At 63.8% G+C, this 18,593-nt stretch carries 15 protein-coding genes; 11 read left to right on the top strand and 4 right to left on the bottom strand.

Annotation, left to right across the window (positions count from 1 at the left end; translation table 11 throughout):
• The first annotated feature begins 128 nt into the window (after positions 1–128).
• From CK221_RS01140 to CK221_RS01150, 3 genes are read left to right on the top strand one after another with little or no spacing between them, the layout of a single operon-like run.
• Positions 129–1,592, top strand: coding sequence for an aldehyde dehydrogenase family protein (locus CK221_RS01140; RefSeq protein ID WP_095776344.1), 1,464 nt, complete (start codon positions 129–131; stop codon positions 1,590–1,592).
• A 10-nt stretch (positions 1,593–1,602) separates the two neighbouring features.
• The gene (locus CK221_RS01145) at positions 1,603–2,646 is read left to right on the top strand and encodes a tartrate dehydrogenase (RefSeq protein WP_095776672.1); all 1,044 of its coding nucleotides are present in this window, start codon (positions 1,603–1,605) and stop codon (positions 2,644–2,646) included.
• An 18-nt stretch (positions 2,647–2,664) separates the two neighbouring features.
• Complete coding sequence (locus CK221_RS01150) at positions 2,665–4,122, top strand: NAD-dependent succinate-semialdehyde dehydrogenase (protein ID WP_066989163.1); 1,458 nt, start codon at positions 2,665–2,667, stop codon at positions 4,120–4,122.
• Positions 4,123–4,134: 12 nt separating this feature from the next.
• On the opposite strand, the gene CK221_RS01155 is transcribed toward CK221_RS01150, so the two are convergent.
• Entirely contained in the window at positions 4,135–5,409 is a 1,275-nt protein-coding gene (locus tag CK221_RS01155) for an FAD-binding oxidoreductase (protein ID WP_095776345.1), read from the bottom strand.
• A 16-nt stretch (positions 5,410–5,425) separates the two neighbouring features.
• A complete protein-coding gene (locus CK221_RS01160; RefSeq protein WP_095776346.1) occupies positions 5,426–6,094 on the bottom strand; it encodes a haloacid dehalogenase type II in 669 nt (222 codons plus the stop codon).
• 320 nt (positions 6,095–6,414) lie between these two features.
• Here CK221_RS01160 and CK221_RS01165 point away from each other — a divergent pair, with 320 nt between their 5' ends.
• The 7 genes from CK221_RS01165 (at position 6,415) to CK221_RS01195 (ending at position 14,814) form a co-directional block, all read left to right on the top strand.
• On the top strand, positions 6,415–7,254 hold the full coding sequence (locus tag CK221_RS01165) for a GNAT family N-acetyltransferase (protein WP_066989169.1): 840 nt from the start codon (positions 6,415–6,417) through the stop codon (positions 7,252–7,254).
• A gap of 14 nt (positions 7,255–7,268) precedes the next feature.
• The gene (locus CK221_RS01170; RefSeq protein WP_095776347.1) at positions 7,269–8,642 is read left to right on the top strand and encodes an aspartate aminotransferase family protein; all 1,374 of its coding nucleotides are present in this window, start codon (positions 7,269–7,271) and stop codon (positions 8,640–8,642) included.
• 238 nt (positions 8,643–8,880) lie between these two features.
• Positions 8,881–9,603, top strand: a complete 723-nt coding sequence (locus CK221_RS01175) for an HAD-IA family hydrolase (protein WP_095776348.1) — start codon at positions 8,881–8,883, stop codon at positions 9,601–9,603.
• Between the two features lie 63 nt (positions 9,604–9,666).
• Positions 9,667–11,277: an ABC transporter substrate-binding protein gene (locus CK221_RS01180; protein ID WP_095776349.1), complete on the top strand. Its 1,611-nt coding sequence runs from the start codon at positions 9,667–9,669 to the stop codon at positions 11,275–11,277.
• Between the two features lie 86 nt (positions 11,278–11,363).
• Positions 11,364–12,314, top strand: coding sequence for an ABC transporter permease (locus CK221_RS01185; RefSeq protein ID WP_066989177.1), 951 nt, complete (start codon positions 11,364–11,366; stop codon positions 12,312–12,314).
• Complete coding sequence (locus CK221_RS01190; RefSeq protein WP_066989179.1) at positions 12,311–13,162, top strand: ABC transporter permease; 852 nt, start codon at positions 12,311–12,313, stop codon at positions 13,160–13,162. Before CK221_RS01185 ends, CK221_RS01190 begins: the two co-directional genes overlap by 4 nt.
• A complete protein-coding gene (locus tag CK221_RS01195; protein WP_095776350.1) occupies positions 13,159–14,814 on the top strand; it encodes an ABC transporter ATP-binding protein in 1,656 nt (551 codons plus the stop codon). The genes CK221_RS01190 and CK221_RS01195 overlap by 4 nt, the downstream gene beginning before the upstream one ends.
• Positions 14,815–14,842: 28 nt before the next feature.
• On the opposite strand, the gene CK221_RS01200 is transcribed toward CK221_RS01195, so the two are convergent.
• Positions 14,843–16,918, bottom strand: a complete 2,076-nt coding sequence (locus tag CK221_RS01200; RefSeq protein WP_095776351.1) for an NADH:flavin oxidoreductase — start codon at positions 16,916–16,918, stop codon at positions 14,843–14,845.
• A 72-nt stretch (positions 16,919–16,990) separates the two neighbouring features.
• On the opposite strand from CK221_RS01200, the gene CK221_RS01205 reads away from it, so the two are divergent.
• Positions 16,991–17,932: a LysR family transcriptional regulator gene (locus tag CK221_RS01205; RefSeq protein ID WP_095776352.1), complete on the top strand. Its 942-nt coding sequence runs from the start codon at positions 16,991–16,993 to the stop codon at positions 17,930–17,932.
• Positions 17,933–17,981: 49 nt separating this feature from the next.
• Here the strand turns inward: CK221_RS01205 and CK221_RS01210 are convergent, their stop codons facing one another.
• On the bottom strand, positions 17,982–18,458 hold the full coding sequence (locus tag CK221_RS01210) for an Lrp/AsnC family transcriptional regulator (protein WP_066989429.1): 477 nt from the start codon (positions 18,456–18,458) through the stop codon (positions 17,982–17,984).
• Positions 18,459–18,593: the final 135 nt, after the last annotated feature.

An 18,593-nucleotide genomic window follows, 5' to 3' on the forward strand; every position in this document is an offset into this window, starting at 1 on the left:
ACCGCCGCGGAAGATTTTGCCGTCTCTTGTGCCCAGCACGCAACATTCGTCGGCGGCGGATCGCCCAACAGCGCATGCTGCGTGTCGGCACGGGCTAGGCTGAGGCCGATGCTGCCGAGTGGTTGCCCATGAGCCTGAGCTTCGATCCCGATACAATCTCGCTTCCCGTCGGCCACTTCATCGATGGGGAGCTGATTTCGGCCGAGGGTGCGATCGAGATGCGCCGTCCGTCCGACGGCAAGTCCTATGCCGCCTGCCCCGTGGCCGGTGCGGACTTGGTGAACCGGGCGGTGGAAAGTGCCAAAGCGGCGCTGAAAGCCAGCAACTGGGGCGGCGTCCGGCCGCGCGAGCGCACCAGGGCGCTCCACGCCTGGGCCGATCTGATGGAAGCGGAAGCCGAAACGCTCGCCAGGATCGAGGCGCTGTCCTCGACCCGGCCCGTGGGCCAGCTCGCCGCCGGCGACATCGCCGTGACCGCCGAGCAGATCCGCTTCTTTGCCGAGTTCGCCGATAAGGAAGGCAGCGAACTGGCGCCGACCGACGACGCCAGTTTCGGCATGATCATGAGCGAACCCTATGGCGTCGTGGCCGCGATCACGCCCTGGAATTTTCCGATCTCGATGGCCGGCTGGAAACTCGGCCCGGCGCTGGCCGCGGGCAATGCAGTCGTGCTGAAGCCGTCCGAAATGACGCCGTTCTCGACCGTCTATTTGGCGCAGCTCGCCGTCAGAGCCGGCCTGCCGGCAGGACTTATCAACGTGGTGCTCGGCGACGGTCCCACGACCGGCACGGCGTTGACCGGCCATCCCGAGATCGCCAAGGTCAGCTTCACCGGTTCGACCCGCGCCGGCTCGGCGATCATGGAGAACGTCGCCCGCACCGGCGTCAAGCCGATGACGCTGGAGCTCGGCGGCAAGAGCCCGCAGCTCGTCTTTGCCGATGCCGATCTCGACAAGGCGGCGGCCGCAATCGCCGGCAGCGTCACCTTCAATGCCGGCCAGGCCTGCGTGGCCGGCACGCGCCTGATCGTCGAGAAGAGTGTGGCCGGCAGGCTGACGGCCTCGATCCTGGAAAAGATGAAGGCGGTGAGGCCCGGCCCGACCTGGGACGAGACCACGCAGTATTCGCCGATCATCTCGGAACGGCAGCGGGGACGTGTCGACGCCATCGTGCGGGCCGCGGTCGAGGCCGGCGGCGAATGCCTGACGGGCGGCACTTTTATGGACAGCCCCGGCTATTTCTACGAGCCGACGCTGATCGCCAATGTCGACCAGGCCAATCCGGCGATCGTCGAGGAAATCTTCGGCCCGGTCCTGACGGTCCAGACCTTCGAGACCGAAGACGAGGCGCTGGCGCTGTCCAGCCATCCGACTTACGGACTGGCTTCCGGCCTGTTCACCGCCGATCTGTCTCGCACGATCCGTCTCGCGCGCAAGCTGGAAGCGGGCACCGTGTGGGTCAACCGCTACAGCCGCTCGCGCGACCACATCCTGCCGACCGGCGGCTACAAGCGCTCCGGTATCGGCAAGGACCTTGGCCGCGAGGCCTATCTCGCCAACCGCAGGACCAAGAGCGTCCTGATCAGCCTGTGAAGAGATGCCGATGAAGACCTACTCGATCGCCCTGATCCCCGGTGATGGCATCGGTCGCGATGTGACCGCCGCCGCCTGGACGGTGCTGGAAACCGTGGCCAAGCACTCCGGCTTTGCCCTGACTGGGACCGAGTTTCCATGGTCCTGTCGTTTCTTCAAGGAAACCGGCCGCATGATGCCCGAGGACGGCATCGAGACATTGCGCCGCTTCGACGCCATCCTGCTCGGGGCCGTCGGCTGGCCGACGCAGGTGCCTGATTCCGTTTCTCTCCATGGACTTTTGCTGCCGATCCGCAAGGCATTCGTGCAATACGCCAATATCCGGCCGCACCGGCTGCTGCCGGGTGTGAGGGGGCCGCTGCGGGCCGAGAGCTTCGATATTCTGTGCATCCGCGAAAACACCGAAGGCGAATATTCCGGCGCCGGCGGGCGTGTGCATCAAGGCACGCTGGACGAGGTCGCGGTGGAAACCTCGATCTTCACCCGGGCCGGGGTCGAGCGCATCCTGCGCTTCGGCTTCGAGCAGGCACGGGCGCGGCGTGGCAGGCTGGCTTCCGTCACCAAGTCCAACGCGCAGAAATATTCAATGGTGTTCTGGGACGAGATCACGCGCAAGCTGGCCGCCGACTATCCGGACGTCGACGTGACCAGCTATCACGTCGACGCGCTCGCTGCGCGCATGATCATGGATCCGCAGAGCCTCGACGTGGTCGTCGCTTCCAATCTCTTCGGCGACATACTGACGGATATCGGCGCGGCGATCCAGGGCGGGCTCGGCTACGCGGCTTCCGCCAACATCAACCCCGACCGCTCGGCGCCGTCCATGTTCGAGCCGGTGCACGGCTCCGCGCCCGACATCGCCCACCTCGGCATCGCCAACCCGATCGCCGCCATATGGTCGGGCGCAATGATGCTCGATCATCTGGGCGAAAAGGACGCAGCCGGCCGCGTCATGAACGCGATCGAAGCGACAACGGCGCGAGGGGTGGGAACCACGGCCGGCAAAGATCGCACGGACGCCATCACATCCGCCGTTGTCGCGGCGCTCACCTGATTTGCGAGGTCGTTTTCGATGAAAAGCCTGAAAGACAAAACTCTCTTCCGCGAGGCCGGCCTGATCGGCGGCAGATGGGTCGCGGCAGGTTCCGGCAGAACGGTCGATGTGATCGATCCGGCAACACAGATATCGATCGGCACAGTGCCCGACATGGCCGGCCCGGAGGCCCGCGCGGCCATAGAGGCCGCGGCTTCCGCCTATCGGGATTGGAAAAAGAAGACCCACGCCGAACGCGCCGCCCTGCTGGAGGCCTGGCATGGTCTGATGCTTAAGCATCTGGACGATCTCGCACTGATCCTGACCACGGAACAGGGCAAGCCGCTGGACGAGGCCAAAGGCGAGATCCGCTACGGCGCATCCTTCGTCAAATGGTTCGCCGAGGAGGCGCGCCGGATCAATGGCCACACCATCCCCTCGCCTACATCAGACCGCCGCATCATCGTCCTGAAGGAACCCGTCGGCGTGTGCGGCATCATCACGCCTTGGAACTTTCCCAATGCGATGATCACCCGCAAGGTCGCGCCGGCGCTGGCCGCCGGCTGCACGGTGGTGATCAAGCCGTCCGAGTTCACGCCCTATTCGGCGTTGGCGCTCGGCGTGCTCGCCGAACGCGCGGGTATTCCCGCCGGCGTCATCAACATCGTCACCGGCATGCCGGCCGAGATCGGCAACGAGATCATGGCGAATGAGACCGTGCGCAAGATCTCCTTCACCGGTTCGACCAGGGTCGGCTCGCTGCTGATGCGCGGAGCGGCCGACAGCGTGAAAAGGCTCAGCCTCGAGCTCGGCGGCAACGCGCCCTTCATCGTCTTCGACGACGCCGACCTCGATCTCGCGGTCGAGGGGGCGCTGGCGTCGAAGTTCCGCAATGGCGGCCAGACCTGCGTGTGCGCCAACCGCATTCTCGTCCAGGCCGGAGTTTATGACGCCTTCTCCGCCAAGCTCAGCGCCCGCGTCAATGCGTTGACGGTGGGACCGGGCACGCAGCCCGGCGTCGCCATCGGGCCGATGATCAACATGGCGGCGGTCGAGAAAATCAATCGGCACGTCGAGGATGCGCTTGCCAAAGGCGCGACGATCGTCACCGAGAAGCCGGTGCTGCCGGAGGGTCCTCAATATGTCGCGCCGCTGGTGCTGGCCGGTGCGACAAACGAAATGGAACTCGCCAGCGAGGAGACTTTCGGTCCGGTCGCACCGCTTTTCCGTTTCGAGACGGAAGAGGAAGCGGTCGCGCTTGCCAACGGCACACCTTACGGGCTTGCCTCCTACTTTTACACCGAGAACCTGAAGCGCGCCTGGCGCGTCGGCGAGGCGCTGGAGTTCGGCATGGTGGGTCTGAACACCGGCTCGGTTTCGATGGAGATAGCCCCCTTCGGCGGCGTCAAGCAGTCCGGCCTCGGGCGCGAGGGCGCGCAGGCCGGCATCGAGGAATATCTGGAACTGAAGAGCTTCCACATGGGCGGGCTGGGTTAACCCCAGCCCCGATCACTGGATCCGGTCGAGCGCCTTGTAGTAGAGACCGACCATCGGCAGGAACCAGGGCTTGCCGGAATAGCCGGGAATGGCAGGCCACTCGAGCCCCTTCATCGGATTGCGGTCCGCACGACCAAGCATGGCATCGGCCATGATCATGCCGAGATGGGTGGAAAGCTGCGCGCCGTGGCCGGAATAGCCCATCGCGTACCAGACCCCGTCATGGTAGCCGGCCCGCGGGAAGCGGTCCTTGGTCATGTCGACCAGCCCGCCCCAGCAATAGTCGATCTCGACCCTGGCGAGCTGCGGGAAGATCGCCGCGAGGCTCGCCCGCAATATCTGTCCGCTCCTGGCATCGGAGCGCTGGTCCGATGTCGCCGAAAAGCGTGCGCGGCCGCCGAAGATCAGGCGCTTGTCCGGCGCAAGCCGGAAGTAGTTGCCGATGTTCATCGAGGTCACGCATGTCCGGTTGCCGGGCATGGTCGCGGCGATCTCGGCGTCGCTCAGCGGTCGCGTGGCGATGATGAAGCTGCCGACGGAAATGATCCTGCGGCGAAAATAGCCGAAATTCGGCGTGGTGTAGGCGCCGGTCGCCACCAGCACATTGTCGGCGCTGATGCGGCCGCGGGAGGTGGTCAGCTGATGGCGCGTGCCCGACTGCCTATGATCCGTCACCGCCGCATTCTCGTGGATGACGGCGCCATGGCGAACCGCGGCTGTCGCCAGCCCGGCCACGTAGCGGCCCATATGCATCATGGCGCTCTTCTTCGACAGCATCGCGCCATGGAAGGGCGAGCCGATCTCGGATTTGAGATCGTTCGGCGACAGCAGCGCCGTGTCCGGATCGACCTCGGCATGGACGGCCTCGAAGTTACGGGCGATCGCTTCGAAATGCTGCGGCTTGGAGGCGAGCTTCAGCTTGCCGGCGCGGCGGAAGTTGCAGTCGATACCCTCCTCGGCGACCAGCGCCTCGATGGTGTCGACGGAATCGTCCAGTGCCCGGTAGAGCGCGATTGCGCGCTCCTTGCCGAGCTCCGCCTTGGCCGAAAGGTAGCTGTGGGCGAGGCCGTTGTTCAGGTGCCCGCCATTGCGCCCGGACGCGCCCCAGCCGACCCGCTCCGCTTCCAGCACCGCCACCTTGGCGCCGGCCTTCGCCAGTTGGCGGGCGGCGGCGAGACCGGTGAAGCCGCCGCCGATGATGGCGGCGTCGTAGTGTCCCTCGACCGGGCCCTGCGCCCCGCCGGAAAAAACAGGGGCGGTGTCGTGCCAGTAGGAGACCAGCTTCATTTGCAATCCGTGAGTTTCAAAGCCCGACCACGCCCGGAAGACCGGAAATGTCGGCGATCTCGACATAGCCGTAATAAGGGTTGGCCGGCTCGTGGCCGCGATTGACCCAGACCTTGTTCTTGATCCCGAGATCATGCGCCGACATCAGGTCGTAGCGGAACGAGGACGAGCAGTGAAGAACATCCTCCGGGCCACAGCCCAGCCTATCGAGCATATATTCGAAAGCCTTGAAGCGTGGCTTGTAGGCCTGCGCCTGTTCGGCCGTGTAGACGGCATGGAATGGCGCGCCGAGCTTCTCGACATTGGACATGATCTGCGCGTTCATGGCGTTGGAGAGGATGACCAGCGGAATCTCCTTGGCAACCTTCGCCAGCCCGGCTGGAACGTCCGCGTGGGGCCCCCAGGTCGGGACACGCTCATAGACCATCGTCGCGTCGTCCGGGCTGAAGGCGACGCCGTTGCGCTTGCAGGCGCGCTCGAGCGCGTTGTGGACGACGTCGGCATAGGGCTTCCAGTCGCCCAGGATCTCGTCGAGCCGGTAAGCCGCGAAGTTCTTGATGAACGCCTGCATGCGCGGCTCGTCGAGCCGGCTCCCATAGAGGTCACGCGCCGCCTCGGCCATCTGGAAATTGGTCAACGTGCCGTAGCAGTCGAAGGTGATGTATTTGGGCCTGAAAGAAGCCATATCCGTCGATCTCCGGTGGAAGCACATCCGTGTTGGGACGTCTTTCATCATAAGCCGGCAGGAAGCGACCCACCTGACCGAAAAGCGCCTGCCGAAAGCAGAAAGTTCCGTATCCGCGGTTCCGTTTGGCACGCTGTAGCATCTTGAGCGTCGAAGGATGCCGCCGGTCGAGGCGCTAAACGCATCCAGTTCCATAGGGGCCAGCACAAGATGCGGCGCACGCCCTCAGCAACGGCGAATGATACCGCCGAAGTCGAGACCTTCAGACGATCTGCGGCGCACCGATGATCGAGACTTGGGGTCAGACTGAAAGGTGCGTCATGCAGCAAGGCGAGATCGAACTCCAGGACTTCGGGCCGGATCATATCGAGGGTGCAGTCGCGCTATCTCGGCAGGAGAATTGGCCGCATCGCCCGCAGGATTGGCAGATGGCGCTGCAGCTTTCGAGCGGCGCGGTTGCGCTCGACGACCAGGGCCGGGTCGCTGGGACAATCCTGGTAACGCCTTACGGCGCCGATTGCGCCATGATCAACATGGTGATCGTCGACAGGAACGCGCGAGGCAAAGGGCTCGGGCGCCGGCTCATGGAACAGGCCTTCGCCCTTGCCGGCGATCGTCCGCTGCGGCTCGTCGCCACGACCGACGGCATGCCTCTTTATGAGAAGCTTGGCTTCGTGCCCTCGGGCACGATTCTTCAGCATCAGGGCCAGGTGGCAGCGCTTGAGGCTCCCGGCGCTGTGGAATCCGCGGGCGCGCACGATCTGCCGGAAATCAAGGCCCTGGATCGTGACGCCTACGGCGCCGACCGTGAAGCTTTGATCGATGCGCTGGCCGAGCGGGGTGAATTCGCAGTCATCCGCCGCAGTGGCGTCATCGCGGCCTATGCCGCAATTCGCCCGTTCGGACGCGGCGAGGTGATCGGCCCCGTCATCGCGGAAAATGCCGACGACGCCAAGGCCCTGATCAGCTTCTTCGCCGCGTCTCGCCCTGGCGCCTTCCTGCGCGTTGATACCGAAAGCAGAAACGGCATCGCCGGCTGGCTCGGAGAAATCGGCCTAGCCCATGTCGGTGGCGGCGTCGCAATGGACCGTCCGGCCAAGAATGGGGCCGAACAGGCCAGGCCAAAAGTTTACGCCCTCGCCAACCAGGCGCTCGGATAGTCCGGAGGACAACAATGCTCGCCAATTCCCTGATCGAACTCGACCGCGCCCATCTCATCCATCCGGTCGCCTCATATCGCGGCCATGAGGCGCTCGGCGTGCGGGTGCTGAAATCGGCGAAGGGCGCTACCGTGACCGATGCGTCCGGCCGGCAACTTCTCGACGGTTTCGCCGGACTGTGGTGCGTTAATGCCGGCTACGGTCACGACAGCATCGTTGAGGCGGCGGCCCGGCAGATGCGCGAGTTGCCCTACGCCACCGCCTATTTCGATCTCGGCTCGGAGCCCGCCATCCGGCTCGCCTCGGAGCTGGCCGACCGGGCGCCGGGGGATCTCAATCACGTCTATTTCACGCTGGGGGGATCGGACGCGGTCGACAGCACGATCCGGTTCGTCCGCTACTACTGGAATGCCAGAGGCGAGCCTGAACGCGACCAGTTCATTTCCATTGAGCAGGGTTATCACGGATCGTCGGTGGTCGGCGCGGGCCTGACCGCCCTGCCCGCCTTTCATGCCGGTTTCGGCATTCCGTTCGAATGGCAGCACAAGATCCCCTCGCCCTATCCCTATCGCAATCCGGTTGGCGATGACCCGAACGCGATCATCGCCGCATCGCTCGCCGCGCTGAAGGCGAAGATCGAGGAGATCGGGCCGGAGCGGGTCGCCGCCTTCTACGCCGAGCCGATCCAGGGCTCGGGTGGCGTTATCGTCCCGCCGAAAGGCTGGATCAAGGCGATGCGCGAGCTCTGCCGTGAATACGGCATCCTCTTCATCGCCGACGAGGTGATCACCGGTTTCGGCCGCACCGGCCCCCTGTTTGCCTGCACGGAGGAGGATATCGTTCCCGACTTCATGACCACCGCGAAGGGCCTGACCTCGGGCTATGTGCCAATGGGCGCGGTCTTCATGGCCGATCATGTCTATAACGTCATCGCCGATGGCGCAGGCGCCTCGGCCGTCGGCCACGGCTACACCTATTCCGCCCATCCGGTCAGCGCCGCCGTCGCGCTCGCGGTGCTGAAGCTCTATGAGGAAGGCCTTCTGGAGAACGGCGCCAGGGCCGGCGCGCGCTTGATGGCGGGCTTGTCTGCCTTGAGCGATCACCCACTGGTCGGCGATGTGCGGGGTCGCGGCATGCTCGCCGCCATCGAGCTGGTGGTCGACAAAAAGAAGAAAACGCCGCTTCCAGCCTCGGCCATGCCGGCGCGGCGCGTCTTCGACAGGGCCTGGGACAATGGCCTGATCATCCGCGCCTTCGCGCATGGGGTTCTCGGCTACGCCCCGCCGCTCTGCTGCACCGACAGCGACATCGATGCGATCATCGAGCGCACGCGCCGGACGCTGGACCAGACGCTGGACGACGCCGATGTCCGCCGGGCGCTTGCATGAAGGGCGACGCATTTTTCGCATCTCGAAATATCGCTGGGGCCGACGATTTCGCAATTTTGTGCCGCTACCTCGCGCCTTTTCGGCGAATCCAGCGCGGGGGAAGTGCCAGACTGCTTTTTAAGACAAGGCCAGAAAGCCCGGATTTCCGGGCTTTTGAAAAAGGCCGACGCCCCGGACAGCACGGAATTTTGTTCTGTTCAGCATGAGTAATTCGGCCGCGCGCAGAGGAGAGCCAGTCTTGGCCAGGGGCTTTAGCGAATTCAAATACATGACCTTCGATGTGGTCGGCACGCTGATCGACTTCGAAGGCGGCATAACGACCTGCCTGGCCGGGATCGCTGCGGAGACCGGTGTCTCAATCGACGGCGAAGAAGCGCTGGCCCTTTACCGGCAGGCCCGCTACATGCCCGATGCGAACCTGTTCCCCGACGATCTCGCGCGTGTCTACACGGTCATCGCACCGCGGCTCGGCCTGCCGGCCGAGGAGAAATACGGCGCCCGCCTGCGGGATTCGGCCAGCGTCTGGCAGGGCTTCTCCGACAGCAGGGCGGCGCTGGCCGACCTTGCGAAGTCTCATAAGCTGATTGCCACGACCAATGCCCGGCGCTGGGCTCTCGACCATTTCGAGAAGCAGCTCGGATCGCCCTTTTTTGCCACCTTCACCGCCGACGATACCGGCACGGAAAAGCCGGATCCCGCCTTTTTCCAGAAGGTCTTCGATTTCGTGGCGTCGCGCGGCGACAGCAAGGACGACATCCTGCACGTCGCACAAAGCCAGCATCACGACATCGGCATATCCCGGGCGCTCGGCATGACCAACTGCTGGATCGAGCGCCGTCATGCCCAGAAGGGCTATGGCGGCACGATCGAGCCCGAGCGCTTCACCGTGCCGGACTACCACTTCACCTCGATGGCCGCGTTTGCGGCGGCCGTGCGGGAGAGCCTGAAGGAACGAACCTGAACCCGAGCCCGGAAAAGCCGCAGCAAGACGCGCGTCCTGACCAACCAACGAAAGGGGAATGACATGACCGACAAGATCACCAACTGGACCGGAGCAGACGATGCGATGGTCGAAAACGCCATCCGGCGAGGCGCGAGCCGCCGCGAACTCCTCAAAATGCTGCTGGCGGGCGGCGCCGCGGTTGCCGCGGGCGGCGTTGTGCTTGGCCGTGCCACGCAGGCCGTCGCCGCCACGCCGGTCTCCGGCGGAAATTTCAAGGCGGCCGGCTGGTCGTCATCGACGGCCGACACGCTCGATCCGGCAAAGGCATCGCTCTCCACGGACTATGTCCGCTGCTGCTCGCTCTATAACCGTCTGACCTTCCTCGACAAGGATGGCAAGACGCAGATGGAACTGGCCGAAAGCATCGACAGCAAGGACGCAAAGACCTGGACGGTGAAGCTGCGCAAGGGCGTCACCTTCCACGACGGCAAGGACCTGACGGCTGACGACGTCGTCTTTTCGCTCAAGCGCCATCTCGACAAGTCGGTCGGCTCCAAGGTCGCCAAGATCGCCGCACAGATGACCGGCTTCAAGGCGGTCGACAAATCGACGGTCGAAATCACCCTCGCCGATCCGAATGCCGACCTTCCGACCATCCTGGCGCTGCACCACTTCATGATCGTGGCCGACGGCACCACCGACTTCTCCAAGGGCAACGGCACAGGCGCCTTCGTGCTGCAGACGTTCGAACCTGGCGTCCGTTCGGTCGTCACCAAGAACAAGAACTACTGGAAGTCGGGCAAGCCCTATCTCGACTCCTTCGAATTCATCGCCATCAGCGACGACAGCGCCCGGGTCAACGCCTTGCTTTCCGGCGATATCAATTTTGCTGCCGCGATCAATCCGCGCGCAATGAAGCTGCTGCAGAGCCAGCAGGGCTTCGAACTGTCGAAGACGACCTCGGGCAACTATACGGACCTCAACATCCGGCTCGACATGGATCCGGGCAGCAAGGCCGATTTCGTGACCGGCATGAAATACCTCGTCAACCGCGAGCAGATCGTGAAATCGGCATTGCGCGGCCTCGGCGAAATCGGCAATGACCAGCCCGTCTCGCCGGCTAACATCTTCCACAATGCGGACCTCAAGCCGAAGGCTTTCGACCCGGACAAGGCGAAGTTCCACTTCAAGAAGGCGGGCCTGCTCGGCCAGTCCATTCCGGTGGTCGCCTCGGACGCCGCGACCTCGTCGATCGACATGGCGGTCATCATCCAGGCCGCCGGCGCGGAAATCGGCATGAAGCTCGACGTTCAGCGGGTCCCGTCCGACGGCTACTGGGACAATTACTGGCTCAAGGCGCCTGTCCATTTCGGCAACATCAATCCGCGCCCGACGCCGGACATCCTGTTCTCGCTGCTTTACGCCTCCAACGCGCCCTGGAACGAAAGCCAGTACAAGTCCGAGAAGTTCGACAAGCTGCTCGTCGAGGCGCGCGGCCTCCTCGACCAGGCCAAGCGCAAGGAGATCTACGGGCAGATGCAGACCATGATCTCCGAGGAAGCAGGCACCATCATCCCGGCCTACATCTCCAACGTCGATGCCCTCTCCAGCAAGGTGAAGGGTTTGGAGGCGAACCCGCTTGGTGGCATGATGGGGTACGCAATGGCGGAATACCTCTGGCTCGAAGCCTAAGAGGCGCCTGTAGGGGACCGGTCAGCCGGTCCCCTACACTGCATTGCGCAAGATTGTTTGGCCGAACGCAACCGCAGGGAGCTTCCATGAAGTCTGGGGTTCTAAACCTCGTGCTGAAGCGGCTGGCGATCGCGATCGTCACCCTTCTGATCGTCCTGTTCGCCGTGTTCTTCGCCACCAGCATGCTGCCGGGCGACACGGCGTCGATCCTGCTTGGCCAGGCGGCGACGCCCGAGGCGGTCGCCGGCCTGCGCGAGGCCATGCATCTCAATGATCCGGCGATCCTGCGCTTCCTGCGTTGGCTTGTCGGTCTGCTCCACGGCGATCTCGGTACCTCCTACGCCAACGAAATGCCGGTCGCGGCCCTGATCGGCGGGCGCTTCGTCAACACCATGAAGCTCGCCGGCATCACCACGCTGATCTCGGTGCCGCTGGCGCTGACGCTCGGCATCACCGCCGCGATGCTACGAGGCTCCGTCTATGACCGCACCGTCACCGTGCTTTCGATCGGCGTGATCTCGGTGCCGGAATTCATGGTCGCGACCCTCGCCGTCCTGCTCTTTGCCGTTTATCTGAAATGGCTGCCGGCGTTGTCTTCGGTCAACGAGGCGCACTCGCTTGCCGACCTCGTGCGCATCTATTCGATGCCGGTGATCACCCTCACCTTCGTCATCTCGGCCCAAATGATCCGCATGACGCGCGCCGCGGTGATCGAAACGCTCTCAACGCCTTATGTCGAGATGGCGCTTCTCAAAGGCGCCTCTCGCAGCCGCATGGTGCTCAAGCACGCCCTTCCGAACGCGCTTGGGCCGATCGTCAACGCGGTCGCGCTCTCGTTGTCCTATCTGGTCGGCGGCGTCATCATCGTCGAGACGATCTTCAATTATCCCGGCATCGCCAAGCTGATGGTCGATGCGGTCGCGACCCGCGACCTGCCGCTGATCCAGAGCTGCGCGATGATCTTCTGCCTTGGCTATCTCCTGCTCATCACGGCCGCCGACATCGTCGCCATCATGTCCAACCCGAGGCTCAGATGACAGTGGCGCGCGCGGCATCCTCCCGACGGTCCTTCCTGGGCCACAGCTACAACCTCGTGGGCGTCGTGGCCTCGCTGGTCATTCTGGCATGGACGCTGGTCGCGATCTTCGCGCCCTACATCATTCCCCATCCGATCGGCGACATCGTCGACGACGATTATTTCGGCCCGATGCGCCAGGGCCTGTGGCTCGGCTCGGACTATCTGGGGCGTGACATGCTCTCCAGGGTTCTCATGGGCGCACGCTACACCGTCGGCATATCGCTTGCCGCCGTCTCGATCGCCTGCTTTTCGGGGGTCGTGCTGGGGATGATCGCGGCCGTCACCGGCGGCTGGTTCGATACCTGCCTCAGCCGCTTCCTCGACGCCATGAACTCCATCCCCAGCAAGCTGTTCGGCCTTGTTGTCGTCGCCGCGGTCGGCTCATCGATCCCGGTGCTGATCCTGACGCTCGCCGTCATCTACATCCCGGGCGCCTACCGCTTCGCGCGGGCGCTTGCCGTCAACATCAACACCATGGATTTCATGACCGTCGCCCGCGTCCGCGGCGAGAGCACTATCTATCTCATCGGCTCCGAGATCCTGCCGAACATCATCCGGCCTGTGCTTGCCGACTTCGGCCTGCGCTTCGTCTTCATCGTGCTGTTGCTCTCCGGCCTGTCCTTCCTCGGGCTCGGCCTGCAGCCGCCTTTAGCCGACTGGGGCGCGCTGGTGCGCGAGAACATCGGCGGCCTGCCCTTCGCGGCCCCAGCCGTCATCGTGCCGTCGCTGGCGATCGCCAGCCTGACCATTAGCGTCAACCTCTTAATCGACAACCTGCCGCAGAAGATCAGGGACCGGGACGCATGACCAATCTCGTCGAGGTCAGAAACCTTCGGATCGAGGCAAAGACCGACGCCGGACGTCTGGTCGAAATCATCAAGGGCGTCAGCCTCGACATCGCCGATGGCGAGATCGTCGCCCTGATCGGCGAGAGCGGCTCCGGCAAGACGACGGTGGCGCTCTCCCTCATGGGCTATGCGCGGCCCGGCTGCCGGATTACTGGCGGCGAGATCAATGTCAACGGCAAGAACATGGCTGCGCTTACCGAGCGGGAACGCGCCAGGTTGCGCGGCACCGACATCGCCTATGTTCCGCAAAGCGCCGCCGCCGCCTTCAACCCCTCGTCGACCATCATGGAGCAGGTGATCGAAGTCACGCGCATCCACGGCCTGATGCCACCCGAGCAGGCGCGAAAGCGCGCGGTCGAGCTGTTCCGGGCCTTGTCGCTGCCTGATCCGGACGGTATCGGCGCCCGTTATCCGCACCAGGTTTCAGGCGGGCAATTGCAGCGACTGGCGGCCGCCATGGCGCTGATCGGCGATCCCAAACTGGTCATCTTCGACGAGCCGACGACCGCACTCGACGTGACGACCCAGATCGACGTGCTCAAAGCATTCAAGTCGGTGATGAAGGCGGGCGGCATAGCGGGTGTCTACGTTTCCCACGACCTCGCGGTCGTCGCCCAGATCGCAGATCGCATCGTGGTGCTGAAGGGCGGGGAGGTGCAGGAGACCGGCACGACGGCCGGAATCCTTTCGGCTGCCCAGCATCCCTATACACGGGAATTGCTGGCCGCTTTCGAGCCGAAGTCGAGGCAGATACGGGCCGATGAAGATTCCGGACCAAAACCGCTGCTTCGCATCGACAATCTGATAGCCGGATACGGCCCGGTGAAACGTGACGGGCAGCCGGTTATCCGCGCGGTCGATTCCGTCAGCCTGATCGTGGAGAAGGGCCGCAATCTCGGTGTCATCGGCGAGTCCGGTTGCGGAAAATCGACGCTGGCGCGCGCCATCGCGGGCATTCATCCGGCGGCGACCGGCGATATCGTCTTCGACGGCAAGGCACTGGAACGCGCCGCCCGGAAACGCACTCGCGACCAGTTGCGCGAGATGCAGATCGTGTTCCAGTATGCCGATACCGCGCTCAATCCCGCCAAACCCATTGAGGACATAATCTCGCGACCGCTGGCCTTCTATCACGGGCTCGACAGGCAGGCGCGCTCGAAGCGTGTCGACGAGTTGCTCGACATGGTGCGCCTGCCGAGGTCGCTGCGCTACCGTCATCCCTCGGAGCTCTCGGGCGGCCAGAAGCAGCGCGTGAACTTCGCGCGCGCGCTGGCGGCCGGTCCGAAGCTCATCATCTGCGACGAAATCACCTCAGCGCTCGACACGGTTGTAGCGTCCGCCGTGATCGAGCTGCTCAAGGAGCTGCAGCGCGAGCTGGGGCTCTCCTATATCTTCATCAGCCACGACCTCTCCGTCGTCGAGGCCATCTGCGACGAGATCATGGTCATGTACAATGGTGAGCGGGTGGAGCAGATCACGCCCGACAAGGTCAAGTCGCCCACGCACCCCTATTCCAAACTTCTGTTCTCCTCCGTGCCGAAGCTCGATCCGACCTGGCTCGACGGCCTCGTCCGCGACCCCGAGCTGGTCAGCCAGTACGGCCACCGCTGACCAAACTGACCGTAGGGGATTCGCCGGACTACAGTTGCGAGCAGAGCCGGTAGGCCTCATAGATTGACGAGTAGATGTCCCTGCTGGCGACCGCGTCTCCAATGCGGTGCAGGACGAAGGATCCTGGAGCTTGGAGCCCTTGCACCCCCTTTGTCGCCACTTCCGTCATGAGCGCGATGTCGGTGACGCCCTTATTGGCGGAGCGGGCACGCAATTCCTGATAGATATCTTCCACAGGTGCCGTGCCGCGCTCGACAATGAGTTGGGCCGCGGTCATTTCCGTTTCTGCACCGGTGAGCTCATGCCGGAACCGGGCGGCGATGCCGTTGCCGTGGCGCGCTGCCTTGATGAGCCGCAGATCGCCGACGACCGTGATGCCGAGTTCGGACGCGAGTTTGCGGAAACTGACCCGGTCCGGATAGGGTGTCTCGATCGCCAGGGTGTCGTCCGCCATGGCCACGCTGACCGCATGTCCCAGGCGGGCAAGATGCAGGGCACAGGATATGGCGGCCTGACGCCCGGTCTCATCGTAGATGAGCACATCGGCCTTCGCGGGCACGACCCCGGTCAAGATATCCCAGACGCTGTCGCAATGTTCGGCGCCCTCCAGCCACTCCATGTCGGGGATGCCGCCTGTGGCGACGATAACGGCATCCGGTTTCTCGGCAAGCACTCCATCTGCGTCCGCATAGGTGTTGAGACGGACATCCACGCCGAGGCGCGCGAGTTCGTCGATGCGCCAGTCGACTATACCGAACAGATCCTTGCGGTCGGACGCCGAGGCCGCAACGAGCACCTGCCCGCCGAGCCGAGCCCCGGCTTCGAACAAGGTCACGCTGTGCCCGCGCTCGGCGGCGACCCGGGCCGCCTCCATCCCGCCCGGGCCAACGCCGACGACGACCACCCGTTTCGGCGTTTCGGTCCGGTCAATGATGTGGCTGACGGTCGTTTCACGGCCGCTGGCGGGGTTGTGAATGCAATGGACCTTCTTGTACAGGCAGTAGGACGCGCCGACGCACGGGCGGATGCGGTCTTCTTCGCCCCGCATCACCTTGTTGACGATATGCGGGTCGGCAATATGCGCCCGCGTCATGCCGACCAGATCGACAAGGTTTGCGCGGATCGCGTGCCGCGCCGTGGCTACGTCCCTGATGGCGGCGGCGTGGATGACCGGCAGCCTGGTTTCCCGCTTGAACTGCCCAACCAACGGCAGAAACGGCGCGCTCCTGATAAACATGCCGGGCATATTCTGCTCGGCCAGCGACAAGTCGGTGTCCATGCGGCCGAAGATGCAGTTGAAGAAATCGACATGGCCTTCGCGCTCGAACAGCCGGGCGAAGGCAAGGCATTGCTCGAAATCCGATCCGTCGTCGACCGCCTCGTCGATCACGAAGCGGATCCCGACGGCGAAGTCGTTGCCCACCGCGCGGCGGACCGCTTCGTGAACCATCAGCCCGAAGCGCGCGCGGTTTTCCAGCGAGCCGCCGAAAGCGTCCGTGCGCCTGTTGGTTCTGCGCGACAGGAATTGGCCAATCAGATGGCCGCCGGTGACGGTCTCGACGCCGTCCAGGCCGCCGTCAACGCAGCGCCTGGCGGCACTGGCGTAGTCCTTGACGATCCTGTCGATATCCGCGGCGTCCATTTCCTTGGGGAAATTCCGGTTTCGCGTCTCGCGGACGCGTGACGGCGCAACTGGCGGCAGCCAGTGACCGGCATAGGCAGTAGCGCGCCGGCCGAGATGCGAGACCTGACACATGACCGTCGCGCCGTGGCGATGAATTCGCTGCGACAGCGATTGGAGATGAGGGACGATGCGATCGCTGGAAAGATCCAGCTGACCGCCGCCCCAGCTCGAATCGGGCGACGTCATCGCCGAGCCGCCGACCATGGTCATCGCCAGGCCGCCGCGCGCTTTCTCTTCATGATAGCGCTGATAGCGCTCGAGCGGCAGGCCGCCCTCGTCCAGCATCGAGGCATGGCTGGTGCTGACGACGCGATTGCGCAGCGTCAGACCCTTGAGCCGAAACGGCTGAAGCAGTGGATCGCCGGATGTGCTCCCCGCTTGGAATGCCGTTGCCGGCACATGCTGCTCCGAACCATTCATGAGGGTTATAGTTCGCGATTTGCAGGTCTGCAGAAAGCTTGAAAATTGTTGGAGTGGCTATACGCTTGGCGTATGGCCGGTTTCGCTAAACTCGTCCCGTCCGCACGCGGACTCCTCGTTTTCGAGGCCGCTCTCCGTTCAGGAAGTTTCACCGCCGCGGCGCGCGAGTTCAACGTCACGCAACCGTCGATCAGCCGCGGCATCGCTCAGCTGGAGGCCGATCTCGGCGTGGCTCTGTTCACGCGCGGTCCAACAGGATTGTCTCCGACCTCGGAGGGGCGCGCCCTCTATTCGGCTGTACGGCAAGGATCTGACGGCATCGAGGAGGCGATCGGCACGATCAAGCGGAACAGTGCCGCAAAGCCGGTGGTTACCCTTTCGCTCTCGAGCTCTCTCGCTACGCACTGGTTCGTTCCGAGGTTAACGGCATTCAACACGCGATTTCCCGACGTGGACCTGAGGTTCGAACTCATCGCCGGCGTTCTGCGAGGACCCGCCGAGAATGTCGACCTTGCCACCAGAATCCTGGCCGACGACGACACCCACTATCACCGCTGGGCCTTCTCGCCGGAAATCATCGTTCCGGTGTGCAGCCCATCCTATCTGTCGCACCACGGCCACTTGAACCATGACTCGGACGGCGAAGGTCATATCCTGCTTCATCTCACCGACGCCAAGCAGCAGTGGCTGGATGCCTGGGGCAGCGTAGCCCGCCGCAAGACCAGCAGGGCAAAGTGGCTCGAATTCTCGGACTACGCAGTCGTGCTTCAGGCCGCGATGAACGGAGAAGGCGTGGCGCTCGGCTGGCTCAGTAATGTCTCAAGGGCACTGCTTCAGGCAACGCTCGTTCCGGCCTCGGACAGGCAGATCAACACCGGACGGATCCATGAATTGATTGCACCTCGCTCACGGCCGGTGCGGCCGATCGTCTGCGATATCCGCGCCTGGATGATCGCCGAGATGCAAGCCGAGTTGAAAGCGTTGCACCCACTATTGCAGCCCGGCGTCCTGTAGCCCGGACCGCAGCAGACAACTGCAGCGCCCGGCACAGCCTACCCGCTGACTACATCGGAAACAGGCTGGGCAGCGGCATGTGCGATTTGACAATGGGCGACTTCAGCACCACGAAGCTGAAATACTTGTCGATGCCGATATCCATATCGGTCAGCCGCTCCATGATCGTCTGGTACTCGCCAATGCCGGCGGTCACGAACTTCATCAGATAGTCGTAACCGCCCGACACGAGGTGGCATTCGATGACCTGATCGATCTTCTCGACGACGGCGAGAAAGCGGGCAAAGTCCACCTGGCGATGGTTCTTCAAGGTGATTTCGGTGAACACGGTCAGTGTCTGGCCGAGCTTGCCGATGTTGACCTGCGCGGAATAGCCTTCGATATAGCCTTCCGACTGGAGCTTCTTGACCCGCATCAGGCACGGGCTCGGCGACAGGTGCACCAGTTCGGCCAGCTCCACATTGGTGATGCGGCCGTTCTTCTGCAATTCATGCAGAATCTTGATGTCGATCCGATCCAGTTTCACGTCCATCTCCGAAGAACGCAAGCCACAGCACAAAATGCCGCCACTTCTCTAGCCGTGACACTACCATAGCCCGCAGGCCTGTCCATCCGATGGACCTGCTCTGACACGCAGGGACTCTCGATTTCATTGCGCCCT

Origin of the sequence: Mesorhizobium sp. WSM3868, from assembly GCF_002294785.1 — a bacterium.
Taxonomy (GTDB): Bacteria; Pseudomonadota; Alphaproteobacteria; order Rhizobiales; family Rhizobiaceae; genus Mesorhizobium.